This is a genomic window from Pseudomonas sp. NFXW11 (assembly GCF_049887815.1).
Lineage (GTDB): Bacteria > Pseudomonadota > Gammaproteobacteria > Pseudomonadales > Pseudomonadaceae > Aquipseudomonas.
The window spans coordinates 190,507-213,306 of record NZ_JAGEKI010000008.1; the positions used below are offsets into that span (position 1 = coordinate 190,507).

Annotated in this window: 22 protein-coding genes; 6 read left to right on the forward strand and 16 right to left on the reverse strand. The window is 61.0% G+C overall.

What is annotated here, in order from left to right:
* Positions 1-2: 2 nt before the first annotated feature.
* The 9 genes from tolQ to J4P02_RS14890 all read right to left on the reverse strand — a co-directional run bounded on the left by tolQ (position 3) and on the right by J4P02_RS14890 (position 7,342).
* Positions 3-698, reverse strand: coding sequence for a protein TolQ (gene tolQ, locus J4P02_RS14850; protein WP_426191460.1), 696 nt, complete (start codon positions 696-698; stop codon positions 3-5).
* On the reverse strand, positions 688-1,155 hold the full coding sequence (gene ybgC / locus J4P02_RS14855) for a tol-pal system-associated acyl-CoA thioesterase (RefSeq protein WP_426191461.1): 468 nt from the start codon (positions 1,153-1,155) through the stop codon (positions 688-690). The genes tolQ and ybgC overlap by 11 nt, the downstream gene beginning before the upstream one ends.
* Positions 1,156-1,293: 138 nt before the next feature.
* Positions 1,294-2,352, reverse strand: a complete 1,059-nt coding sequence (gene ruvB / locus J4P02_RS14860) for a Holliday junction branch migration DNA helicase RuvB (protein ID WP_426191463.1) — start codon at positions 2,350-2,352, stop codon at positions 1,294-1,296.
* Complete coding sequence (gene ruvA / locus J4P02_RS14865; protein WP_426191465.1) at positions 2,353-2,961, reverse strand: Holliday junction branch migration protein RuvA; 609 nt, start codon at positions 2,959-2,961, stop codon at positions 2,353-2,355.
* Positions 2,962-3,075: 114 nt separating this feature from the next.
* A complete protein-coding gene (gene ruvC, locus J4P02_RS14870; RefSeq protein ID WP_426191467.1) occupies positions 3,076-3,600 on the reverse strand; it encodes a crossover junction endodeoxyribonuclease RuvC in 525 nt (174 codons plus the stop codon).
* A gap of 126 nt (positions 3,601-3,726) precedes the next feature.
* Positions 3,727-4,473, reverse strand: a complete 747-nt coding sequence (locus tag J4P02_RS14875) for a YebC/PmpR family DNA-binding transcriptional regulator (protein ID WP_426191469.1) — start codon at positions 4,471-4,473, stop codon at positions 3,727-3,729.
* Positions 4,474-4,586: 113 nt separating this feature from the next.
* Entirely contained in the window at positions 4,587-6,362 is a 1,776-nt protein-coding gene (gene aspS / locus J4P02_RS14880) for an aspartate--tRNA ligase (RefSeq protein WP_426191471.1), read from the reverse strand.
* Between the two features lie 97 nt (positions 6,363-6,459).
* Entirely contained in the window at positions 6,460-6,681 is a 222-nt protein-coding gene (locus J4P02_RS14885; protein WP_426191473.1) for an FmdB family zinc ribbon protein, read from the reverse strand.
* Positions 6,682-6,868: 187 nt separating this feature from the next.
* Positions 6,869-7,342 carry a Dps family protein gene (locus J4P02_RS14890; protein WP_426191475.1) on the reverse strand — a complete coding sequence of 158 codons (474 nt, stop codon included), beginning with the start codon at positions 7,340-7,342 and terminating at the stop codon, positions 6,869-6,871.
* Positions 7,343-7,805: 463 nt separating this feature from the next.
* Between J4P02_RS14890 and J4P02_RS14895 the strand changes: the two genes are divergently transcribed.
* Positions 7,806-8,411 (forward strand): cold shock domain-containing protein membrane protein, encoded by a 606-nt coding sequence (locus J4P02_RS14895; RefSeq protein WP_426191477.1) that lies wholly within the window; start codon positions 7,806-7,808, stop codon positions 8,409-8,411.
* 67 nt (positions 8,412-8,478) lie between these two features.
* Here J4P02_RS14895 and J4P02_RS14900 read toward each other — a convergent pair whose 3' ends face one another.
* Together J4P02_RS14900 and J4P02_RS14905 are read right to left on the reverse strand one after the other, a co-directional pair.
* Entirely contained in the window at positions 8,479-8,685 is a 207-nt protein-coding gene (locus J4P02_RS14900) for a SlyX family protein (protein WP_426191479.1), read from the reverse strand.
* Between the two features lie 3 nt (positions 8,686-8,688).
* Positions 8,689-9,114, reverse strand: a complete 426-nt coding sequence (locus tag J4P02_RS14905) for an HIT domain-containing protein (protein WP_426191481.1) — start codon at positions 9,112-9,114, stop codon at positions 8,689-8,691.
* 934 nt (positions 9,115-10,048) lie between these two features.
* On the opposite strand from J4P02_RS14905, the gene J4P02_RS14910 reads away from it, so the two are divergent.
* Positions 10,049-11,362 (forward strand): OprD family porin, encoded by a 1,314-nt coding sequence (locus J4P02_RS14910; protein ID WP_426191483.1) that lies wholly within the window; start codon positions 10,049-10,051, stop codon positions 11,360-11,362.
* A gap of 284 nt (positions 11,363-11,646) precedes the next feature.
* Here J4P02_RS14910 and J4P02_RS14915 read toward each other — a convergent pair whose 3' ends face one another.
* A complete protein-coding gene (locus J4P02_RS14915; RefSeq protein ID WP_426191485.1) occupies positions 11,647-12,486 on the reverse strand; it encodes a mechanosensitive ion channel family protein in 840 nt (279 codons plus the stop codon).
* 137 nt (positions 12,487-12,623) lie between these two features.
* Complete coding sequence (locus tag J4P02_RS14920; RefSeq protein ID WP_426191487.1) at positions 12,624-13,109, reverse strand: YajQ family cyclic di-GMP-binding protein; 486 nt, start codon at positions 13,107-13,109, stop codon at positions 12,624-12,626.
* A gap of 143 nt (positions 13,110-13,252) precedes the next feature.
* On the opposite strand from J4P02_RS14920, the gene J4P02_RS14925 reads away from it, so the two are divergent.
* From J4P02_RS14925 to J4P02_RS14935, 3 genes are read left to right on the forward strand one after another with little or no spacing between them, the layout of a single operon-like run.
* Positions 13,253-14,170, forward strand: a complete 918-nt coding sequence (locus J4P02_RS14925) for a putative 2-dehydropantoate 2-reductase (RefSeq protein WP_426191489.1) — start codon at positions 13,253-13,255, stop codon at positions 14,168-14,170.
* A 45-nt stretch (positions 14,171-14,215) separates the two neighbouring features.
* The gene (locus tag J4P02_RS14930) at positions 14,216-16,252 is read left to right on the forward strand and encodes a sensor histidine kinase (RefSeq protein WP_426191491.1); all 2,037 of its coding nucleotides are present in this window, start codon (positions 14,216-14,218) and stop codon (positions 16,250-16,252) included.
* A 2-nt stretch (positions 16,253-16,254) separates the two neighbouring features.
* Positions 16,255-16,842 carry a cob(I)yrinic acid a,c-diamide adenosyltransferase gene (locus J4P02_RS14935; RefSeq protein ID WP_426191493.1) on the forward strand — a complete coding sequence of 196 codons (588 nt, stop codon included), beginning with the start codon at positions 16,255-16,257 and terminating at the stop codon, positions 16,840-16,842.
* Positions 16,843-16,893: 51 nt separating this feature from the next.
* Here J4P02_RS14935 and J4P02_RS14940 read toward each other — a convergent pair whose 3' ends face one another.
* The 3 genes from J4P02_RS14940 to secA all read right to left on the reverse strand — a co-directional run bounded on the left by J4P02_RS14940 (position 16,894) and on the right by secA (position 22,014).
* The gene (locus J4P02_RS14940) at positions 16,894-17,838 is read right to left on the reverse strand and encodes a Nudix family hydrolase (protein WP_426191495.1); all 945 of its coding nucleotides are present in this window, start codon (positions 17,836-17,838) and stop codon (positions 16,894-16,896) included.
* A 97-nt stretch (positions 17,839-17,935) separates the two neighbouring features.
* Positions 17,936-19,153 carry a bifunctional glutamate N-acetyltransferase/amino-acid acetyltransferase ArgJ gene (argJ, locus tag J4P02_RS14945; RefSeq protein ID WP_426191497.1) on the reverse strand — a complete coding sequence of 406 codons (1,218 nt, stop codon included), beginning with the start codon at positions 19,151-19,153 and terminating at the stop codon, positions 17,936-17,938.
* 119 nt (positions 19,154-19,272) lie between these two features.
* Entirely contained in the window at positions 19,273-22,014 is a 2,742-nt protein-coding gene (gene secA, locus J4P02_RS14950) for a preprotein translocase subunit SecA (RefSeq protein ID WP_426191499.1), read from the reverse strand.
* Between the two features lie 322 nt (positions 22,015-22,336).
* On the opposite strand from secA, the gene J4P02_RS14955 reads away from it, so the two are divergent.
* Entirely contained in the window at positions 22,337-22,792 is a 456-nt protein-coding gene (locus J4P02_RS14955; protein WP_426191501.1) for a DUF721 domain-containing protein, read from the forward strand.
* Positions 22,793-22,800 lie beyond the last annotated feature (8 nt).

Below are 22,800 nucleotides of genomic sequence, written 5' to 3' on the forward strand. Positions count from 1 at the left end.
GCTCACTCTTCGCTGGTGTGCACTTTGCGGTGCAGGATCGCCTGGAACTCGTCGGCGAAGGTGTAGTAACGGCTGATCAGGGTTTCGCCACGGGCCGAGAAACGGTTGTAGGCGATAACGGCGGGAATCGCCGCGAACAGGCCGATGGCGGTAGCGATCAGGGCCTCGGCGATACCCGGGGCCACGGTGGCCAGGGTCGCTTGCTGGGCGGAAGCCAACCCGCGGAAGGAGTTCATGATGCCCCACACGGTACCGAACAGGCCGATGTACGGGCTGACCGAACCCACGGTGGCGAGGAACGGCAGGCTTTGCTCGAGCTTCTCTTCCTCGCGGGAAATGGCCACGCGCATGGCCCGGGCTACACCCTCCATAACCGCCTCAGGATCAACCCCCGGTTGCTGGCGCAGACGGGAGAACTCCTTGAAGCCGGCACGGAAGATCTGCTCGACGCCGGAATCCGGATCAGGGTTGCTGCCCGCCTGGCGGTACAGCTTGGACAGGTCGATACCGGACCAGAAGCGCTCCTCGAAGCTCTCCAGGGCACGTCGACCGGCGCGCAGCAGGTTGCTGCGCTGAAAGATCATGATCCATGAAGTCACCGATGCGGCTACCAGGGTCAGCATTACCAACTGCACTACAACGCTGGCATTGCTGACCAGGCTCCACATGGAGGAATGGTCGACGACGTTAGCTTCCACGCTTTATCTCCTGCTCTGAGTGTGTACCCGCGCTGCTCTCGTCGACAAAGGCCGTACGCAGAGCGTCTGGAATGGCGCGGGGTTTGAAATTGTCGGCGCGCACACAGGCCACCAGGAACTGCCCCTCACAGAGCAACGCATGATCCGCAGCTCGCCTGACCTGCTGAGTGAAGCGCAGGCTGACTCGGTTCAATTCGGTAACTTGGGCACTGACCAGTAGCTCGTCGTCCAGTCGCGCCGGCGCGTGGTAGCGCGCTTCGCTGGAATGCACGACAAACAACAGGTTCTCCCCTGCCAGCTGCGATTGGGCAAAGCCCAGGTGTCGTAGCCGCTCGGTTCGAGCCCGCTCCATAAACTTAAGGTAATTGACGTAATACACGATGCCGCCGGCGTCGGTGTCCTCGTAATAAACGCGACAACGATGTGCGAACGGCTCAAGCCCGTTTTGCGCGCGCATACTCTAGTGCTTACTCCTCAGGTTGCCAATCCGGCCAGGCAACTGTTTTTTCATTCTTGTACGACTTTTCGTGAAGTTTTCGTCATGCCAGCCCCTAGGACAGCACAAACCCCGAATAAATCGCGCAAAAGCCTCTGATTAATCGTCCACGGCATCGAGAAACTCGTCTACCACGGGCATGTCCCCCAATCGTGACGGGATGTTTAGACCAAAGTGCAGATAGGCATGCCGGGTCACCACCCGACCCCGCGGGGTACGCATGATATAGCCCTGCTGGATCAGATAAGGCTCCAGCACATCCTCGATGGTATGACGCTCCTCGCTGATGGCCGCGGCCAGACTGTCGACCCCCACCGGCCCACCGTCGAACTTCTCGATCATGGTCAGCAATAGACGCCGGTCCTGGTGATCGAAGCCACGCTCATCGACGTCCAGCAGATTCAGTGCCAGGTCGGCGATCGGCTTGGTGATATGCCCCTTGGCCCGCACCTCGGCGAAATCCCGCACCCGGCGCAACAAGCGGTTGGCAATCCGCGGGGTGCCGCGGGCACGCCGGGCCACTTCGAAGGCGCCTTCCGGGTCCAGCGGCAAACCGAGAATCCCCGCGGAACGGCCGACGATGGTGGCCAGGTCCTGGGTGCTGTAGAACTCCAGGCGCTGGACGATGCCGAAGCGATCACGCAACGGGTTGGTCAGCATCCCGGCACGGGTGGTGGCGCCCACCAGGGTGAAGGGCGGCAGATCCAGCTTGATCGAGCGCGCCGCCGGCCCTTCACCGATCATGATGTCGAGCTGGAAGTCCTCCATGGCCGGGTACAGCACCTCTTCGACGATCGGCGACAGCCGGTGGATTTCGTCGATGAACAGCACGTCATGGGGTTCAAGATTGGTCAGCAGCGCAGCCAGGTCTCCGGGACGCTCCAGCACCGGTCCGGAGGTGCTCTTGATCGAAACCCCCATTTCCTCGGCGATGATATTGGCCAGGGTGGTCTTGCCCAGCCCCGGCGGGCCGAAGATCAGGGTGTGATCCAGGGATTCGTTGCGCCCGCGCGCGGCCTGGATGAACAGCTCCATCTGCTCGCGCACGCTGGGCTGGCCGATATAGTCGGCGAGGCTGACTGGGCGTATTGCCCGGTCCTGGACTTCCTCGCGCTCACGGGGGCCCGTGGCGGCGATCAGACGATCAGCTTCAATCACTTAAATCATTCCCTTCAGGGCTCGGCGGATCATGTCTTCACTGCTCAAGCCTTTGTCTTTGATCGCGGACACGGCCTTGCTCGCTTCCTGGGGCTTGTAGCCCAGGGAAATCAGCGCGCTGACCGCATCCGACTCGGCACTGGCCACCGGCGCCGGTGCGTCCGGCTGGTTGGGCACCAGGGCGAACATGGCGGGCACCGTTTCCCAGGCCTTGAAGCGGTCCTTGAGTTCCACCAGCAAGCGCTCGGCGGTTTTCTTGCCCACCCCGGGCACCCGGGTCAGGGCCGAGGTTTCCTGGGCCTGCACGCAGCGCACCAGTTCATCCACTTCCAGGCTGGACATCAAGGCCAGGGCCAGTTTTGGACCCACCCCATTGAGACGAATCAACTCCCGGAAAAAGTCTCGCTCACGCTTGCTGGCAAAACCGTAGAGTAACTGCGCGTCCTCGCGCACCACCAAATGGGTGTGCAAGGTCAGGGGTTCGCCGACCGACGGCAGGCGATACAGGGTGGTCATGGGCACTTCCACCTCATAACCCAGCCCGTTGACATCCAGAATCAGGTGCGGCGGCTGTTTTTCAGCCAGTGTGCCGCGCAAGCGTCCAATCACGTTTCGAATCCTTAAGCGATGGCCAGCACGGGGCTGGCGACTCACTGAGCGAGCATGGGCAACGCTTGAATCCGCGCGCCACGCCTCGCTCCTGAAATGAATGCGCTGATGCTATCAGAGACGCAGGCGACCGCCACGACTGCGTGCCGTTCCCAGACCATGGGGCACCAGGCTGGAACGGGTATGGGCATGGCATATGGCAATGGCCAGGGCATCCGAGGCATCGATCTGCGGCTTGCTGGTGAGCTTGAGCAGGTGCATGACCATCATCTGTACCTGTTCCTTGTTGGCGCCACCGGTGCCGGCCACCGCCTGCTTGACCTGGGTCGCGGTGTACTCGGCAATCTCCAGGCTCTCCTCGGCGCCTGCGACTATCGCCGCGCCCCGCGCCTGGCCAAGCTTGAGGGCCGAATCGGCGTTGCGCGCCATAAACACCTTTTCGATGCCCATGGTCACCGGACCGTAGGTCTGGATCACCTCGCGCACCCCGCGATAGACGATCTGCAGCCGCTCAGGCAACTCGCCGGCGCCGGTACGGATGCAGCCGGAGGCCACATACACACAGCCACGCCCAGTGTCGCGAACCACGCCATAACCGGTAATCCGCGAACCGGGGTCGATGCCAAGAATAAGAGTCATAACGCCTGCTGCTTGAATTGAAAGTCCCTGTGCACCGGTCAGGGGCACAAAGGCAGAAGCCGGAAGCGCCCCGCCACTCAATGATCACGGCGTTGCCCATCCGGCTTCAAGGTTAGTGCAGATGAATCAGCCCAGCTGTGCAGCCACCGATTCAGGGATGTCGGCGTTGGAATAGACGTTCTGCACGTCGTCCAGGTCTTCCAGCATATCGATCAGCTTGAGAACCTTCTCGGCGCCTTCCAGGTCCAGCTCGGCACTGGTGGTGGGCAGCATGACGATTTCCGCGTCGGCCGCCTTGAAACCAGCAGCCTCCAAGGCGTTACGCACCCCGTAGAAACCGGCGAACGAGGTGAACACATCCACCGAACCGTCCTCGTTGCTGACCACGTCGTCAGCATCGGCTTCCATCGCCGCTTCCATCAACGCGTCTTCGTCAACGCCCTCGGCAAAGGTGATCTGCCCCTTGCGCTCAAACAGGTAGGCCACCGAACCGTCGGTGCCCAGGTTGCCGCCGCACTTGCTGAAGGCATGGCGAACAGCTGCCGCAGTGCGGTTGCGATTGTCGGTCATGCATTCGACCATCACTGCCACGCCATTCGGGCCGTAGCCTTCATAGGTCAGCTCGACCACATCGTCGCTGCCCGCAGCGCCGGTGCCGCGAGCGATGGCGCGGTCGATGATGTCGCGGCTCATGTTGGCGCCCAGGGCCTTGTCCAGGGCCAGGCGCAACCGTGGGTTGGAGTTGGGATCGCCACCACCCTGACGGGCGGCGACGGTCAGCTCACGAATCCACTTGGTGAAGATCTTGCCTCTCTTGGCATCCTGACGCTCTTTGCGGTGCTTGATGTTCGCCCACTTGGAATGACCTGCCATAACGTGCTCCAGATTCTCTTTGCAACAGTGCCCGCGCACGCCCCGCGGCGGACGGACAACAAAACTCGACCCATAGAAAAAGCGCACCCGAAGGTGCGCCTTGTCGGGCCGGCTTATTCAGCCTTTGGCTGTTCGCGCAGGCGGATATGCAGCTCGCGCAGCGCCTTGGCATCCACCAGACCCGGTGCCTGAGTCATGACACAGGCCGCGCTCTGGGTTTTCGGGAAGGCGATCACTTCGCGGATCGACTGGGCGCCGGTCATCAGCATCACCAGGCGGTCCAGGCCGAAGGCCAGGCCACCGTGGGGCGGCGCGCCGTACTTGAGGGCGTCCAACAGGAAGCCGAACTTCTCTTCCTGCTCTTCTTCGGCGATGCCCAGCAGACGGAATACCGCTTGCTGCATTTCCTTGCGGTGGATACGGATCGAACCGCCACCCAGCTCGGTGCCGTTCAGAACCATGTCGTAGGCGCGAGACAGAGCGGTGGCCGGGTTGGCTTCCAGCTCTTCAGGCGAGCATTTGGGCGCGGTGAACGGGTGGTGCAAGGCGGTGAAGCTGCCGTCGTCGTTCTCTTCGAACATCGGGAAGTCGACCACCCACATCGGTGCCCATTCGCAGGTCAGCAGGTTCAGGTCGTGACCCAGCTTGATCCGCAGCGCGCCCAGGGCTTCGCTGACGATCTTGGCCTTGTCGGCACCGAAGAACACGATGTCGCCATCGACCGCGCCAACGCGATCGAGGATCACATTGAGGTTGGCTTCAGGAATGTTCTTGACGATCGGCGACTGCAGGCCCTCGACACCCTTTGCGCGCTCGTTGACCTTGATGTAGGCCAGGCCCTTGGCACCGTAGATGCCGACGAACTTGGTGTAGTCGTCGATCTGCTTGCGCGGCATGCTCGCCCCGCCCGGAACGCGCAAGGCGGCGATACGGCACTTGGGATCATTGGCCGGGCCGCTGAACACCTTGAAGTCCACTTCCTTGAGCTGGTCGGCAACGTCCACCAGTTCCAGCGGGTTGCGCAGGTCGGGCTTGTCGGAACCGTAGCGGCGCATGGCTTCTTCGAAGGTCATGTGCGGGAACTCGCCGAATTCCAGATCCAGCACTTCCTTGAACAGGTTGCGGATCATGCCTTCGGTCAGGCCCATGATGTCTTTTTCGTCGAGGAAGCTGGTCTCGATGTCGATCTGAGTGAACTCAGGCTGACGGTCGGCACGCAGATCTTCGTCGCGGAAGCACTTGGCAATCTGGTAGTAGCGATCGAAGCCGGCCACCATCAGCAGCTGCTTGAACAGCTGTGGCGATTGCGGCAGGGCGAAGAAGCTGCCGGCGTGGGTGCGGCTCGGCACCAGGTAGTCACGGGCACCTTCAGGGGTGGCGCGAGTCAGGATCGGGGTTTCCACGTCGAGGAAACCGTTCTCGTCCAGGTAGCGACGGATGCTGGTGGTCATGCGCGAACGCAGGCGCAGCTTCTCGGCCATTTCCGGACGGCGCAGGTCGATAAAGCGATAGCGCAGGCGGGTCTCTTCGCCGACGTCGGAGTATTCGTTGAGCGGGAACGGCGGGGTTTCCGCTTCGTTCAGCACTTCCAGCTCGTAGCCGAGGATTTCGATCATGCCAGACGCCATGTTGGCGTTGCCGGCACCGGCCGGGCGCAGACGCACCTTGCCGGTGATCTTGACGACGTATTCGCTGCGCACGCGGTCGGCGGCGGCGAAGGTTTCAGCGCGGTCCGGGTCGAACACCACCTGGGCCAGACCTTCACGATCACGGATATCGAGGAAAATCACCCCGCCGTGGTCACGGCGACGGTGAACCCATCCGCAAAGGGTGACTTCCTGACCTTCCAGGCTTTCGTTCAGTTGGCCGCAATAATGGCTGCGCATCATGGTAGTGGTTTCACTTCTCGTAATTCGAAATTCGATGGAGGCCTTGCGCACCTTTCAGGGTGCCGGAGAGTGCAAGAGCTCGCGCGTGTGCTTCAACTTAGTCAGCTTTGTCGCCACCGGCCAGGTTCTTCTTGGAGCCGGTCTTGAAGTCGGTTTCATACCAGCCGTTACCGCTCAGGCGAAAACCGGGCATGGACAGCAACTTTTTCAGCTCGGGCGCCTGGCAGGCTGGACAGTCGACCAGCGGCGCTGCGCTGATCTTTTGAATGGCTTCCAACTGATGGCCACAGGAAGCGCATTGGTAATCGTACATGGGCATGGGGGCGTCTCGGCAATCCAGATTACTGCTTGAACTACAGCCAGAGCCCACGCCAAAGCCGGGGCTACGTAGCAAAGAGCGGGATTATATCCATTAAATCGGCCCTGTGCAGCCGAATGACCATATAGATAGCGGACCTGATCAAAAGCCGCGAATGGCGCCCAGGGCGCCATTCGCGGTTGCAGACTTATCGGTGTTCCAGCAGCGAGCGCAGCATCCAGGCGGTTTTTTCATGCACCTGCATGCGCTGGGTCAGCAGATCGGCCGTGGGCTCGTCGCTGACCTTGTCCAGCAACGGGAAGATGCCACGGGCGGTACGGGTGACCGCTTCCTGGCCGGCGACCAGTTGCTTGATCATCTCTTCAGCCGCTGGCACGCCCTCCTCCTCCTTGATCGAGGACAGCCGGGCATAGACGGAATAGGCACCCGGCGCCGGGAAGCCCAGGGCGCGAATGCGCTCGGCAATCAGGTCGACGGCCAGGGCCAGCTCGTTGTACTGCTCTTCGAACATCAGGTGCAGGGTGCGAAATTGCGGGCCGGTGACGTTCCAATGGAAGTTATGGGTCTTCAGGTACAACACGTAGGTGTCCGAAAGCAGGCGGGACAGGCCGTCGACTATGGATTTACGGTCTTCTTCGCTGATACCTATATCAATTGCCATGTTTCTCTCCGTTAACGGGATGGATTCATCCAATCAGCTGCCGCACCACTCTAGCAAGAGCTGTCCACAGCTGCCGCCCAGGGCCTTCGATCTGCCTGCGGTAGATTGTCCCGTGTCCTGGGCGGTGATCTTGAGCACAAGGCTCGAACCCGGTCTGACCCCGGGGAAATACCGGCGTTCCCCGAAAAGCCCAAGGCTACCCGTCTAGAACGAGCCTTTGCCCGATGCTCCGAAGCGCCACTCGAGAGCCGATATTTCAGCCGCCCTCGGGCTCTGCGCGGCTGATTTGAGAAGGCCTGGGCTTTGCTGTTAAATAGACCCCGTGTCGCTGTTGCCTATTTCTCGGCCAGCGCAGCATAGGCTGACACCGCGTACGTACCTGCCGCCTCACCTATTTATTCAGAAGCGAACCGTGCGTGATCAGCTCTTCCTTGTGCTTCCTTCTTAACGTGAGTTACTCAAAATGTTGAAAATCGTCCACCTGCTGACAGGCATTGCAGCCTTGCTGCTGTCCTTGATGCCGAGCCTGAAATCCGACGCAATTCCCTACCTGCAACAACCCGATGCCATCTACCTGGCCTTGTTCGGCCTGCTCAACCTGATCCTGGCTCCAGTTATCCCGCACTGGAACAAAGGCTCGCGCCAACACCTGCAAAACCTGGCCTGCGCCCTGCTGGTGCTGGTTGTCGTCCTGCAAACCCTGACCCTGCTGGCCCCCATGCCAGTGATTGGTGGCCAGCCGGCGGTGCTGGTCAGCTTGCTGACTGCCGTGCTCGCCGTGGCCCTGCACCTGGCCGTCAGCTTCTATAAGTCCTCGCCCACCGCTTCTGCCGCCCCCACCTACGACATGAGCAATCGCGATACCGGTACCGTGAAGTGGTTCAACACTTCCAAGGGTTTCGGTTTCATTTCCCGGGATTCCGGCGATGACATCTTCGTGCACTTTCGCGCCATTCGCGGAGAAGGCCATCGCGTCCTGGTCGAGGGCCAGCGGGTGGAGTTCTCGGTGATGAATCGCGACAAGGGCCTGCAAGCCGAAGACGTGATCGCCGCCCTGCCACGCCGCTGATCGACAGCTTGAAAAAAAACCGCGCCAAGGCGCGGTTTTTTTATGCGTGTACAACCTGTGCTGACACTTAATAATGCGGAGGGGGTGCCTCATCCTCAAAGGACCCGAACTGCCCGACCATTTCCTCCTGGCGCTTGAGCAGGGCCGCCATCTGCAACTGCAGGCGCTCGAGCACCTTCTGTTGTGCCACCAGCTCATCGTTCAGGGCCTGGATGGTGTCATCCTGAAACGCCAGGCGGCTTTCCAGGTCGGTTACGCGATCTTCCAGACTCATGAATCAGCCCTCCAGAAACTGGAAATCATCGGTCAGCACCACCCGCAGACGATCACGGATAGCCGCAACCTGCTCCGCACTGTAGGGCTTGGCCGGATGCTTGCCCCAGACCGGCGCCGGCCAGGCGGCATCGTCACGCTTGCGGACGATCACGTGCATGTGCAACTGGCTGACCACGTTGCCCAGGGTTGCCACATTCAGTTTGTCGGCATCAAAGGAGTCCTTGAGCAACTCGGCCAGAGCGGTGGTTTCCTGCCATAGCTGCGCCTGGTCGGTGACATCCAGTTGAAACAACTCGCTGATATCTTCACGACGCGGCACCAGGATGAACCAGGGATAGTTGGCGTCGTTGGACAGCAGCAGCCGACAGAGGGGGAAATCCCCAATGGGCAATGTGTCTTGTTGCAACCGTGAATCTAACGTGAACACCGCGCTTACTCCCGCTCAACTGATTCCAGCCTGGTGTTCAGTATCACTGACAGTCACCAAGCGACAGATGTGCAGCATACCTGCGAATGCCCAGCGCTTCATGGGCAATGCGCCAGAACCCGGGTGGCGCTCTCACCCGGAACCGGCAAGGAGCCGATCGCGATGCAACCGACACGCCCTATCGCAGGACATTCTCCAGCACGGCGCACCATTTGCGCACACAAGCTATTCCAGTTTCGAGAAATACCCCCAGGCACGCCTGGCACTCGAAACCCCACCCGCACCTGACGGCATGAACCTCGTACAGCGTTGCAAAAGTTTTGCAGCAAAACCGCAAAGGCGGTCTACGCTGATCAACTCAAGCATCCGCCGTTTACTCACTTCGCAGTGTGAACCGGTAACGTTTTGCTCGACTGTGCAACTTAATGCACAGCCCTGCACCATCGAAACCCTGGAGTCAAGCCAAACAAAACGACTCTTGAAACGGCGGTTTTATGCGGTTTTTACAGGACCCTTTGGTCCATTGAAGAAAAATCAGTGTGCAGAAGCAGTTTGTGCACGCTTGTTGCATTCTCGCCTACATCGTCTGCTAGGGGTCACGGGAAACGTGACCTTACAGACTCATAATAATAGTGGCAGGGTTGCCCCGAAGTGCTTCGCAGACGGTGTTAGTGGGGGAGCTCGTTACCTTCATTATTGCCTTCGAAGAGCACGGATTTAGTTGTCCAACTGGACACAGATCGGCTGCAGAATTACGACACTGATCAATCAATTTGCGACAGGGTCGTAAAGAAGCTGAAAGGATAGATCGGCAAGTATCGCCAACATTGTCAGCGTGATATAAGTTTGCGCCGACACAAAAAGAAAGAGCCGCCCAGATAATAAAACAGGTGGGACGGCAGTACTCTTCTAAAAACCAAAGGAGCAAATCACGATGCGCGTGATGAAGTGGAGCATGATCGCCCTGGCTGTATCAGCAGGCACCTCGCAGTTCGCAATCGCGTCCTCCCAGGACGATGCAAAGGGCTTTATCGAAGATAGCACCCTGACCGCGAAAACCCGTCTTGAGTACATGAACCGTGATTACAAGAGCGGTGTAGGTAACCATGAACGCGCCGACGGCACTTACAAAAGCGGCTATCGCCAAGACACCGGCCTGAGTGAACTGTTGCAGTACAGCTCTGGCTTCACTCAAGGCACCGTAGGTGTAGGCGTTGACGCTTTCGCCATGGGTGTGGTCAAGCTGGACGGTGGCGCTGGCCGTTCTGGCAACGGTCTGGCAGCCAACAACAGCCGTGGCGAACCAGAAAAAGACTCGTCCGCTGTAGGTGGCGCAGTCAAGTTCCGTATCTCCGATACCGTACTGAAGTACGGCAACCAAATGGTTGCCAGCCCGGTATTCACTACCGACGACAGTCGCCTGCTGCCTGAAGTCGCTACCGGCACCCTGATCACCAGCAAAGAGATCAAGGGCCTGGAACTGAACGCTGGTCACTTCACCGCCCTGCGTTCGCAAACCGGCCAGTACAACGACAGCATCAACGGTCGTAGCAACGGCCTGAAAAACCCGGGCCTGACTGCCGCCGACTTCGCCGGCGCCACCTACCAGTTCACCGACAACTTCGTTGGTGGCGTGGCAGCGTCCAAGGTCGATGACTACTTCAAGAAGCAATACATCAACCTGAACTACACCTTCCCTATTGCCAGCAACCAGTCGCTGAACGTCGACTTCAACGGCTACCGCAGCAAGGACGACGGGAAGAAACTGGCAGGCGATCTGGACAACCGTGTATGGAGTCTGGCAACCGCTTACAGCATCGACGCCCACAAGTTCACCGTGGCGTACCAGCAATCCAGTGGTAAAACCGGCTACAAGTACGGTGTTGACGGTAACGGCACTATCTACGTAGCCAACTCGGTGCAGATCTCCGACTTCGTTGGCGAAGATGAAAAATCCTGGCAGGCTCGCTACGACCTGAACATGGCCTCCTTCGGCGTTCCTGGCCTGAGCTTCATGACTCGCTACATTCGCGGCACCAACGTCACTGTTGCCGATTCCAGCGATGGCAAGGAACACGAGTGGGACCTGGAAGCCAAGTACGTGCTGCAAGAAGGTCCAGCTAAAGACCTGTCCTTCCGCCTGCGCAATGCTATCTACCGTGGCAGCAACGCCGACTACCGCGCGACCAACTACGACAACCTGAACGACCTGCGTCTGATCGTGGAGTACCCGCTGAGCATCTTGTAATTTCAGCGCTCAGCTAGCTGATTGCGCTAACGCGCAACTTAAATAGAAACCGCCGCCCTGGATCAGGTCGGCGGTTTTTTTATTCCCGCTAAACATGCCGCGGCGAAACCACAAATCAAATAGCAAGCTAACTAAACAAGCTATCCATGCTAGTTACTTCCACGCAATACCGATTAGAACTTGATAGTTATCGACGCCTGTTACCGAAAACAAACAAGGGGCCTATAGCCCCTTGTCTTCAACAGTATTAACTGACCGAACGGCCAAGTTATGCAAGCACCCAGTTAAACAGTGGCTTCCTGAACCACTCGAATCACCCGCTGCGGAAAGGGAATATCGATTCCCGCCGCCTTCAGGCGATCACGCGACTGCTCGTTGAACTGGAACATCACGTCCCAGTAGTCCGCGGTCTTGACCCAAACCCGTAGCGACAAGGTAATAGCGCTGTCGCCCAGGGTCGAAACCACTGCTACCGGCGCCGGGTCGGCCAGCACTCGCGGATCCTTGGCCAACTCCAGCAGCACCTCGCGAGCCTTCTGCAGGTCGGCGTCGTAATCCACGCCCACATCGAATACCACTCGCCGCGTTGGCTGACGGTTGTAGTTGGTGATGATGCCGTTGGACAGGTTGCCGTTGGGCACTATCACCGTCTTGTTGTCGCCAGTGCGCAGCACGGTGTGGAAGATCTGGATGCTGTCCACGGTGCCGCTGATGCCTTGGGCTTCAATGAAGTCGCCAATGCGAAACGGCCGGAACAGCAGGATCAACACGCCACCGGCGAAGTTCGCCAGACTGCCTTGCAAGGCCAGGCCAATGGCCAGGCCGGCAGCGCCGATCGCCGCGACGAACGAGGTGGTTTCAACGCCGATCATCGACGCCACACTGACAATCAGCAGCACCTTGAGAATGATATTGGCCAGGCTGCTGATAAAGCCCTGCAGTGCCTGGTCGGCATTGCGCAACGCCAGCAGCTTGCCCACCTTGTGGGTCAGCTTGTTGATCAGCCACCAGCCGATGGCCAGAGTAAGCACCGCTAGCAGCACCCGGCTGCCGTACTCCATGATCATCGGAATCCAGGCCTGGGAAACTCGGACCAGGTTGTCTACTTCAGCGTTCAAATCCATCTATCTCTCCAGTTCCAGGAAATTGCGGCGTACATGACTGACCGGCAGAACGACCGGCTCCAGGGGAAGCTCAATCGTTTCTGCCACTGCTCCGGCCTCGGACGCCAAAAAGCCCTAGAGGTTCCCGGAAACAGGGGTCAGTCGCGGAAGTTGTTGAACTGCAACGGCATGCCGAACTCTTTGGCACGCAAGGCGGCGATAGCCTCTTGCAGGTCGTCGCGCTTCTTGCCGGTAACCCGCACCTGCTCGCCCTGAATGGCGGCCTGCACTTTCAGCTTGGCATCCTTGATATGGCCGACGATCTTCTTCGCTAGCTCCTTGTCGATGCCTTCCTTGAGCACCGCTTCCTGCTTCATCACCTTGCCCGAGGCAAAGGCGTCCTTGACCTCCAGGCACTGCACGTCGATCTTGCGCTTGACCAGCGCCAGCTTGAGGATCTCGATCATCGCTTCCAGCTGGAACTCGGCCTCGGCGGTCAGGTTGACGGTCAGGTCCTTGTCCTTGAACTCGAAGCTGCCCTTGCCCTTCAGGTCATAGCGGCGGTCCAGTTCCTTGACGGCGTTTTCCACGGCGTTGGTGACTTCGTGCTTGTCCAGTTCGGATACCACGTCAAACGACGGCATGTAATCTCTCCAAATAAAAAGGGGCGCTGCTCAGAACATCGAACACGCCCGGCTTGCGGTTAAAATCCGCGCTCATTATAACGGGTCTTTTCCCTCCTTCACCGCGCGCCCGACCCGGGCCCGCCAAACAGAGCGCAAACCTGATGTCCAGCACTTGGCATGTACTCGGCGCCGGTAGCCTCGGCACCCTGTGGGCAACCCGCCTGGCTCGCGCCGGCTTGCCGGTGCGCCTGATCCTGCGTGATCAGACGCGCTTGCAGGCCTACCAGGCGGCTGGCGGGCTGACCCTGGTGGAACAGGGGCACAGCAGCCTGCTGGCGATTCCCGGAGAAACCGCCGACAACGCCACCCCCATCAAACGCCTGCTGCTGGCGTGCAAGGCCTACGACGCCGAGGCCGCGGTGGCCAGCATCGCCCAGCGCCTGGCCCCAGGAGCGGAACTGATCCTGCTGCAGAATGGCCTCGGCAGCCAGGACGCGGTAGCCGCCAGGGTGCCCCAGGCGCGCTGCATCGCAGCCTCCAGTACCGAGGGGGCGTTCCGTGACGGCGATTGGCGTGTGGTCTTCGCCGGCCATGGCTATACCTGGCTGGGGGATAGCGCCCACCCCACCCCGCCCATCTGGCTCGACGACTTGAGCGCCAGCGGCATCCCCCATGAATGGAGCACCCAGATCCTCACTCGCCTGTGGCGCAAGCTGGCGCTCAACTGTGCGATCAACCCCCTGACCGTGTTGCACGACTGCCGCAACGGCGGCCTGCAACAGCATCATTGCGAAGTCGCCACCCTGTGTGCCGAGCTCAGCGAACTGCTGCACCGCTGCGGACAACCCGCCGCGGCAGACAACCTGCAGCAGGAAGTGGAACGGGTGATCCAGGCCACCGCCGCCAACTACTCCTCGATGCATCAGGACGTGGCCAGCCATCGCCGCACCGAAATCAGCTACCTGCTGGGCTATGCCTGCCAGGCTGCGGCCCGCCACCAGTTACCATTGCCGCACCTGCAGCAGTTGCAACAACGCCTGGTGCAGCAACTGCAACGGCGCGGATTGCCCAGCGACTGAGCAGCGGCTACGCTGCCCACTTGCTCATCTCCAGCGATATCGCCAATGCCATTGCGCCAGCGCCTTGAAAACCTGCCAGTGGGCCAAAAGCTCCTGGCTGCCCTGCTTGTCCTGCTGACCACCGTATTGCTGGTCGCCAACCTGACCTTTATCAGCGCCGCCTACTGGATCTCCCAAGAAAGCATGGCGCCCCAGGCCCTGCAGACCATCGGCCGGCTGGTGTCCAATCCAACCCTCGCAATACAGGCGCTGAATTCGCCAGAGGACGCGGAGAAACTGCTCAACGAGCTCGACAGCTATACACCGCTGCGGGCTGCCGCGCTGTACGACGGCAAGGGCGAGCGCCTGGCCCAGCTGCAACACGGCGAACACCTGAAGTTGCCGGAACGCTATCGGCATATCGAAGGCTGGCAACTCACCGAATTTCGCAGCAACCAGGTGATCACCCTGCCGCGCCCGGGTCAGGCACCGGGCCACCTGCTGCTGGTGGCTACCAGCGAACTGCCGATGGCCTTCTATACCGGCACCCTCACCGCCAGCCTGGGAATCCTGATTTTCAGCGTGCTGCTGTGGCTGATCATCGCCCGGCAGATCAAGCGCCTGATCACCCGGCCTATCCACCAGCTCGAAGAGCTGTCGCGCCAGGTCACCCGCGAAGAGAACTATGCGCTGCGTGCTGCCCGGGGCAACCACGATGAAATTGGCAGCCTGGCGGAAGCCTTCAACACCATGCTGTCGCGCATCGAAGCCCGGGAGCAGCAGCTCAAGCGCGCCCGCGACGATTCCCAGGCGGCCTACGATCAGGCCCAGGGCCTGGCGGAGGAAACCCGCCACACCAACCGCAAGCTGGAACTGGAAGTCCAGGTGCGAAGCAAGATCGAGAAGAAGCTCACCGGTTTCCAGAACTACCTCAACAGCATCATCGACTCCATGCCCTCGGCACTGATCGCCTTGGACGAACAGCTCTATGTCACCCAGTGGAACCAGGAAGCCAGCGCCCTGTCCGGCACCCGCCTGGACGAAGCCCTGAACCAGCCGATATTCCTCGCCTTCGAACCGCTCAAACCCTTCCTCCCGCAACTCAAGGAAACCGTCGAGCAGCATACGGTGACCAAGGTCGAGCGGGTCACCTGGTTCAAGGACGAGGAAGCCCGGCACTACGCCCTGACCTTCTACCCCTTGATGGGCGGCGCCGGGCGCGGGGTGGTGATCCGTATCGACGACATCACCCAGCGCCTGTCACTGGAAGAAATGATGGTGCAATCGGAAAAGATGCTCTCGGTCGGCGGCCTCGCGGCAGGCATGGCCCACGAGATCAACAACCCGCTGGGGGCGATCCTGCACAACGTACAGAACATCCGCCGCCGGCTGTCCCCCGAACTGCCGAAAAACCTCGAACAGGCGCAGCAGATCGGCGTCGAACTCGAGACCGTCAACCGCTACCTGGAAAGCCGCGAAGTGCCGCAACTGCTCGATGGCATCGCCCAAGCCGGGGGCCGAGCGGCGAAGATCGTTACCCACATGCTCAGCTTCAGCCGCCGCAGCAACCGGCAGATGGCGCCTTGCGACCTGCCGGCGCTGATCGACCAGGCAGTGGAAATCGCCAGCAACGACTTCGACCTGGCCATCGGCTTCGACTTCAAGGGCCAGGCGATCATCCGTCAGTTCGACCCGAACCTGGGCCCCGTGCCCGGCACCGCCAACGAGCTGGAGCAAGTGCTGCTCAACCTGCTGAAAAACGCCGCCCAGGCGATCCATCAACGTGACGACGACAGCGAACCGGGACGCATCATCCTGCGCACCCGACTGAACCCGCCTTGGGCGGAAATCCAGGTGGAAGACAACGGCATCGGCATGAGCGAGAGCGTGCGTAAACGCACCTTCGAGCCCTTCTTCACCACCAAGGAAATCGGCCAGGGCACCGGGCTCGGGCTGTCGGTCTCGTACTTCATCATCACCAACAATCACAAGGGCCAGATGGAGGTGCAATCGGCCCGTGGCCAGGGCACCTGCTTCACCCTGCGCCTGCCCCTGGCCGGCAGTCAGCCGCCGGTCCAAGAACCGCTACCACTGGAGAATTGAGCATGGGTTTTCGCTTGTCGAAGATTTACACCCGCACCGGCGACAAAGGCGAGACCGGCCTCGGCGACGGCCGCCGAGTGCCCAAGGACCACCCCCGGGTGGAGGCCATAGGTGAAGTCGACAGCCTGAACAGCCAGGTTGGCGTGCTGCTGGCCGCCCTCGATGAACAGAGCGCCGGCTGCCCGGGCCTCAAGGAAGTGATAGAGGTGCTAGCGCCTTGTCAGCACCGATTGTTCGACCTGGGCGGCGAACTGGCGATGCCGGAGTACCAGGCCCTGAACCAGGTCGAGGTACAGCGCCTGGAAGCGGCCATCGATATCTGGAATGAAGAATTGGGGCCGCTGGAGAATTTCATCCTTCCCGGCGGTTCGGCACTGATTGCCCAGGCCCATGTCTGCCGCAGCCTGGCCCGCAGCGCCGAGCGGCGCTGCCAGCACCTGAATGCCGTCGAGCCCTTGCAGGGCGTCGGGCTGGCCTATATCAACCGCCTGTCGGACCTACTGTTCGTCGCGGCCCGGCTGATTGCCAAGCGCCAAGGCGTTGCCGAGATCCTCTGGCAGGCCGCAGCCAAGCCAGCCCCCTCTGCGTAGGAGCCGGCTTGCCGGCGAATCGGCCATTGAGTCTTACCCCTGGGGGATGTTTCAGCCCTGGGGCCAGAAGGCACGGATGCCCGCCACGCCCTGGGCACCGCTGTCCCAGGCCCGCTGGCAATCGTCGGACCCGACACCGCCCAGCAGATACACCGGCTTGTTAAAGCCACTGATCAATTGCCTGGCTTGCTCCCAACCCAGAGGTTGTGCCTCGGGATGGGTCTGGGTCGGCTGTACCGGCGACAGGGTCACGAAGTCCACATCCATCTGCTGCGCCAGGGACAGCTCCTCGGCGCTATGACAGGAAGCCGCCAACCAGCGCTCCTTGCCGAAAGGCCGCCCGGCGCTGGCATACTTGCGCAGTTGGGCTGCAGTGATGTGCCAGCCTGCCGAAGGGAAATCCCCCAGCCATTCGAACGGCCCCTTGAGCATCAGTTGCGCCTTGGCGGCACACAGGCCCACGGCGTCCACCGCCAGGTCGCGATACTGCGGATCGTAGCCACCCGGGGCGCGCAGCTGGATCAGCTTGCAGCCCTGGGCAATGGCCTTCTGCATGCCACGCAACAGGGCCGGGGTTTCGAGGCCTTCAGGGGTGATCAGGTAGCTGGCCGGCAAACGTGCTGCCGCGACAATCGGCTGATTGGCCGCGGGAAATTCATAGTCGGCCAGCTCACGGGCACTGACCCAGGCCAGGGGTTGCCCCTCGGCACCATGGGGTTCGCCGTTGAACGCGGAAACCTCCCAGACATCCAGCAGCACCTGCTTGTCCGGGTAATCGTGCTGCACCTTGATCAGCGGGCGCGCCGCGGTCACGGCAATCCCCAGCTCTTCTTGCAGCTCACGGGCCAACGCGGCCTCGACCGCTTCCCCATCCTCGACCTTGCCTCCGGGAAACTCCCACAGGCCACCTTGATGCTGAGTATCGGCACGCCGGGCAATCAGGATCTTGCCATGGGCATCCCGGATAACGGCCGCAGCCACATGTACTCGTTTCACCGCAGTTTCCTCTATTCCGGTATTGCTGCCGGGCCTGGTCGGGCCCGGCATTGGAATCACCGTGTCGCCGGCACGCCGGCGGTCACAGGCGAGATGATCAAGTGCGGTATTCCGCGTTGATCTTCACGTATTCGTGGGACAGGTCGGTGGTCCAGATGGTTTCGCTGCAAGCACCACGACCCAGTTCGATACGGATGGTGATTTCTTCCTGCTGCATCACCGCCGCACCCTGGGCTTCGGTGTAGCTGGCAGCCCGCGCACCACGGCTGGCGATGCAGACTTCACCGAGGAAGACGTCGATCTTGCTGACATCCAGATCCGCCACGCCGGCACGACCGACGGCGGCAAGGATACGCCCCCAGTTCGGGTCGGAGGCGAACAGCGCGGTTTTGATCAGTGGCGAGTGGGCCACGGTGTAGCCCACATCCAGGCATTCCTGATGATTGGCGCCGCCATTAACCTGGACAGTGACGAACTTGGTCGCGCCTTCGCCGTCACGGACGATGGCCTGGGCCACCTCCATGCAGACTTCGAACACCGCCTGCTTCAGCGCGGCGAACAGCAGGCCTTCGGCCTTGGTGATTTCCGGCAACTTGGCTTGGCCGGTGGCGATCAGCATGCAGCAGTCGTTGGTCGAGGTGTCGCCGTCGATGGTGATGCGGTTGAAGGACTTGTTGGCACCGTCCAGCAACAGGTTCTGCAGCACTTCGCGGGAAACTTTAGCGTCGGTGGCGATATAGCCGAGCATGGTGGCCATGTTCGGACGAATCATCCCCGCGCCCTTGCTGATGCCGGTCACGGTGATGGTCACGCCTTCGTGCTGGAACTGACGGCTGGCACCCTTGGGCAGGGTGTCGGTGGTCATGATCCCGGTGGCGGCCGCGGCCCAGTTGTCCACGGACAGGTCATCCAGCGCGGCTTGCAGGGCGCCTTCGATCTTTTCCACGGGCAGCGGTTCGCCGATCACCCCGGTGGAGTACGGCAGCACGGCGCTGGCATCAACCCCGGTCAGCTCGGCCAGCTTGGCGCAGGTACGGCTGGCAGCGGCCAGGCCCGGCTCACCGGTACCGGCATTGGCATTGCCGGTGTTGGTCAGCAAGTAACGCACCGGGCCCTGCACCCGCTGCTTGGCCAGGATCACCGGCGCGGCGCAGAACGCATTGAGGGTAAATACGCCGGCCACCGTGGAGCCTTCGGCACAGCGCATGACCACCACATCCTTGCGCCCCGGGCGCTTGATGCCGGCCGAAGCGATACCGAGTTCGAAACCGGCAACCGGGTGCAACGTTGGCAAAGGACCAAGACCAACAGCCATGAATGCGCTCCTCTCATCAGTGTCTGCACCGTCGTCTCAAATGACGGTGCCGCAAATGGAAAAACGCCGCGACGGCTGAAGCCGTCACGGCGTGGGTGTTTCAGTGTCCGGCGTGGATCTTAGTTGATCTGGCCGTGACAGTGTTTGTACTTCTTGCCCGAACCGCAGTAGCACAGTTCGTTGCGGCCCAGCTTCTGTTCATTGCGTACCGGCGCGGAAGCCAGGGCGACATCCACATCGACGCCTTCTTCCAGGGCTTGCGCCTGATCCAGGCCAGGGGCTTCGGCGTGTTCGAACTGCATGCGCTGAGCCAGGGCCTCGGCTTCCTGGCGCAGGCGCGCCTCTTCCTCGGCCGGGTCTTCGCGACGTACCTGAACATGGGACAGGACGCGGATCGAATCGCGCTTGATGGAATCCAGCAATTCAGAGAACAGGGTGAAGGACTCGCGCTTGTACTCCTGCTTCGGGTTCTTCTGCGCATAACCGCGCAGGTGAATCCCGTGACGCAGGTGGTCCATGGTCGACAGGTGGTCTTTCCACAGGTCGTCCAGCACCCGCAGCACGATCTGCTTCTCGAAGGTGCGCAGGGCTTCGGCGCCCGCCTGGTCTTCTTTCTCGTTGTACGCGGCGATCAGCTCGGCCAGGAGTTTTTCGCGCAGGGTTTCTTCGTACAGGTGATCGTCTTCGTCGAGCCATTGCTGGATCGGCAGGCTGACACCGAAGCCGCTCTGAATGGCTTCTTCCAGGCCAGCCACGTCCCACTGCTCAGGCAGCGACTGTGGCGGGATGTGGGCGCTGACGGTGGCATTGAGCACGTCCTGGCGGAAGTCGGCGATGGTTTCGCCAATGTTGTCCGCCGCCAGCAAGGTGTTGCGCATGTGATAGATCACTTTACGCTGTTCGTTGTTGACGTCGTCGAACTCCAGCAACTGCTTGCGGATGTCGAAGTTGCGGCCTTCGACCTTGCGCTGGGCCTTCTCGATGGCGTTGGTCACCATGCGGTGCTCGATCGCCTCGCCGGACTGCATGCCCAGGGCCTTCATGAAGTTCTTCACCCGGTCCGAGGCGAAGATACGCATCAGGCTGTCTTCCAGGGACAGGTAGAAACGACTGGAACCGGCGTCCCCCTGGCGACCGGCACGGCCACGCAGCTGGTTGTCGATACGCCGCGATTCGTGACGCTCGGAAGCGATCACCTGCAGGCCGCCGGACTCCAGCACTTGCTGGTGGCGCTTCTGCCAGTCGGCCTTGATCTGGGCGATCTGCTCGGGGGTCGGGTCTTCCAGGGAAGCCACTTCCACTTCCCAGTTGCCGCCCAGAAGGATGTCGGTACCACGACCGGCCATGTTGGTGGCGATGGTCAGGGCCCCAGGACGGCCGGCCTGGGCAATGATTTCGGCTTCTTTTTCGTGGAACTTGGCGTTCAGGACCTTGTGCTCGATGCCTTCCTTGTTGAGCAGGTTGGACATGTGCTCGGAGGTCTCGATGGTGGCGGTACCCACCAGCACCGGACGGCCCTGGGTCATGCATTCCTTGATGTCATTGATGATCGCGGCGTATTTCTCATCCGCGGTCAGGAACACCAGGTCGTTGTAGTCCTTGCGCGCCAGCGGCTTGTTCGGCGGGATCACCATCACCTGCAGGCCGTAGATCTGATGGAACTCGAAGGCTTCGGTGTCGGCGGTGCCGGTCATGCCGGACAGCTTGGTGTACAGGCGGAAGTAATTCTGGAAGGTGGTAGAGGCCAGGGTCTGGCTCTCGGCCTGGATATTCAGGTTTTCCTTGGCCTCGATGGCCTGGTGCAGGCCTTCGGACAGGCGACGACCCGGCATGGTGCGGCCGGTGTGCTCGTCCACCAGTACCACTTGGCCTTCCTGGACGATGTACTCGACGTTGCGGTTGAACAGCTTGTGCGCGCGCAGGCCGGCATAGACGTGGGTCAGCAGGCCCAGGTTATGGGCCGAGTACAGGCTTTCGCCCTCGGCCAGCAGGCCGACCTGGGTCAGCATCTCTTCGATGAACTGGTGGCCGGCTTCGTTGAGCTCGACCTGGCGGGTCTTCTCGTCGACGGTGAAGTGACCGGCCTGGGTGACCTGGCCTTCCACTTCTTCGATGTGCTGTTTCAGGCGCGGGATCAGCTTGTTGATCTCGATGTACAGGCGGGAACTGTCTTCAGCCTGGCCGGAAATGATCAACGGGGTACGGGCTTCGTCGATGAGGATCGAGTCGACTTCGTCGATCACGGCAAAATTGAGCTCGCGCTGGAATTTTTCTTCCATGCTGAAAGCCATGTTGTCGCGCAGGTAGTCGAAACCGAATTCGTTGTTGGTGCCGTAGGTGATGTCGGCGGCGTAGGCGGCACGCTTCTCTTCAGGCGGCTGGAACGGCGTGACCACGCCGACGCTCAGGCCGAGGAACTCGTACAGCGGACGCATCCAGTTGGCGTCGCGGCGGGCCAGGTAGTCGTTCACCGTGACCACGTGCACGCCCTTGCCGGACAGTGCGTTGAGGTAAACGCCCAGGGTCGCTACCAGGGTCTTGCCCTCACCGGTGCGCATCTCGGCGATCTTGCCTTCATGCAAGGTCATGCCACCGATCAGCTGCACATCGAAGTGCCGCATCCCCATGATCCGCTTACCGGCTTCACGGGCAACAGCGAAGGCTTCGGGAAGCAGTTTGTCGAGGGATTCACCCTTGGCGATACGGGCCTTGAACTCAGCGGTCTTGGCGCGCAATTGATCGTCCGAAAGGGCCACCATTTGCTCTTCGAAGGCATTGACGATCTGTACCGTCTTGAGCATGCGTTTGACTTCACGCTCGTTCTTGCTTCCAAAAAGTTTCTTTAACAAAGGCGCAAACATATCGGCAGGATCTTCCACACATAGGGTTGGAGGGCGGCCCCGTGAGTCGCCCGAGCAGCCCTCATGGCCGCATGCGAACGAGCATTCTACCCGGAAACGATGGTGAGGAAAGTGGCGTTATTCCACGATGCTGGCACAGCGCTGTGACGGGGCTCACCTAAAATAAGGGCTTTTTGCCGAAGTTCAAGCCCAGTGCCCCCATAAGTTAATGATTACGATCAGCAAAGAGCCAGAAACTCGTCAAAGTACGAAAAATGCCAGCAACCCGGTGCCTCGACGCTTTCTGCTACCATGGCGGCTCTGTAACTTCAGGTTTCTGATCATGGCATTTCGCCCCCTTACCGCACGGGCTCCCGCCGTCCTGCTTCGCGAAGCCAAGCCTCTGAAAGCCATACTGGGCCACGCCCAGCGCCTGGCGCATCTGCAGCGCCTGCTGGAGACCCAGTTGCAACCGGCGGCGCGCGAACACTGTCACGTTGCTTCCTGGCGCGAGGGCAACCTGCTGCTGATCGTCACCGACGGCCACTGGGCCACGCGCCTGCGCTACCAGCAAAAACGCCTGCAACGCCAGTTGCTGGAATTCAGCGAGTTCGCCCACCTGACCCGCATCCAGTTCAAGGTCCAGCCGCCCACTGTCCAGAGCAGCGCGGCGGGCCACAGCATAGACCTGTCGAGCCGCGCCGCAGAAACCATTCAGGCCACGGCCGAAGGCATCAGCGACCCCAACCTGCGGGCCGCCCTGGAGCGCCTGGCCAGCCACGCCAAACCCCGCGACTGAGCCGGCGC

Bases quoted from the DNA above. Each gene is read 5' to 3' on its own strand.
- ybgC (WP_426191461.1), bottom strand. From the start codon at position 1,155: ATGCGCGCGCAAAACGGGCTTGAGCCGTTCGCACATCGTTGTCGCGTT.
- ruvC (WP_426191467.1), bottom strand. From the start codon at position 3,600: ATGACTCTTATTCTTGGCATCGACCCCGGTTCGCGGATTACCGGTTAT.
- J4P02_RS14875 (WP_426191469.1), bottom strand. From the start codon at position 4,473: ATGGCAGGTCATTCCAAGTGGGCGAACATCAAGCACCGCAAAGAGCGT.
- aspS (WP_426191471.1), bottom strand. From the start codon at position 6,362: ATGATGCGCAGCCATTATTGCGGCCAACTGAACGAAAGCCTGGAAGGT.
- J4P02_RS14885 (WP_426191473.1), bottom strand. From the start codon at position 6,681: ATGCCCATGTACGATTACCAATGCGCTTCCTGTGGCCATCAGTTGGAA.
- J4P02_RS14890 (WP_426191475.1), bottom strand. From the start codon at position 7,342: ATGGCAATTGATATAGGTATCAGCGAAGAAGACCGTAAATCCATAGTC.
- J4P02_RS14895 (WP_426191477.1), top strand. From the start codon at position 7,806: ATGTTGAAAATCGTCCACCTGCTGACAGGCATTGCAGCCTTGCTGCTG.
- J4P02_RS14900 (WP_426191479.1), bottom strand. From the start codon at position 8,685: ATGAGTCTGGAAGATCGCGTAACCGACCTGGAAAGCCGCCTGGCGTTT.
- J4P02_RS14910 (WP_426191483.1), top strand. From the start codon at position 10,049: ATGCGCGTGATGAAGTGGAGCATGATCGCCCTGGCTGTATCAGCAGGC.
- J4P02_RS14915 (WP_426191485.1), bottom strand. From the start codon at position 12,486: ATGGATTTGAACGCTGAAGTAGACAACCTGGTCCGAGTTTCCCAGGCC.
- J4P02_RS14920 (WP_426191487.1), bottom strand. From the start codon at position 13,109: ATGCCGTCGTTTGACGTGGTATCCGAACTGGACAAGCACGAAGTCACC.
- J4P02_RS14925 (WP_426191489.1), top strand. From the start codon at position 13,253: ATGTCCAGCACTTGGCATGTACTCGGCGCCGGTAGCCTCGGCACCCTG.
- J4P02_RS14930 (WP_426191491.1), top strand. From the start codon at position 14,216: ATGCCATTGCGCCAGCGCCTTGAAAACCTGCCAGTGGGCCAAAAGCTC.
- J4P02_RS14935 (WP_426191493.1), top strand. From the start codon at position 16,255: ATGGGTTTTCGCTTGTCGAAGATTTACACCCGCACCGGCGACAAAGGC.
- argJ (WP_426191497.1), bottom strand. From the start codon at position 19,153: ATGGCTGTTGGTCTTGGTCCTTTGCCAACGTTGCACCCGGTTGCCGGT.
- secA (WP_426191499.1), bottom strand. From the start codon at position 22,014: ATGTTTGCGCCTTTGTTAAAGAAACTTTTTGGAAGCAAGAACGAGCGT.
- J4P02_RS14955 (WP_426191501.1), top strand. From the start codon at position 22,337: ATGGCATTTCGCCCCCTTACCGCACGGGCTCCCGCCGTCCTGCTTCGC.